Source organism: Leifsonia sp. HAY1-4F (assembly GCF_056755275.1).
Genome location: NZ_JBNDHX010000221.1, coordinates 1 through 343, shown reverse-complemented (window position 1 = coordinate 343; position 343 = coordinate 1). Strand labels below are relative to the sequence as shown.

At 66.5% G+C, this 343-nt stretch carries 1 protein-coding gene; it reads right to left on the bottom strand.

The window, feature by feature from the left end; genetic code table 11:
• The coding region (locus ACPYOG_RS19295) for a Gfo/Idh/MocA family protein (RefSeq protein WP_481295746.1) at positions 1 to 343 on the bottom strand (343 nt) is incomplete at both ends.

Here is a 343-nt window from a genome sequence, read left to right as displayed (position 1 = left end):
CAGTAGGTGTGGTCGGCCATCAGCACCAGTCCCCTGGCTTTGGCTTCGTCCACCATCTCCAGCCCCTTGGCGCGGCTGTCGGCCAGCGGTTTCTCCACCAGGACGTGTTTGCCCGCGCGCAGGGCCGTCATCACCACACCGTGGTGCGTGTGCGCCGGGGTTGCGACGGCCACGGCGTCCAGGTTGCAGGTATCCAGCAGTTCGTCCAGGGACTCGACGACGGCCACCCCGCCCACTGAGTCGGCGAGCTTCCTGCCGCGTTCTACGTCGAGGTCGCAAATGGCTACCAGATCCCAGGCGGGGCTGGCTTTGAGGTTCCGTGCGAGGTTGGGTCCCCAATAGC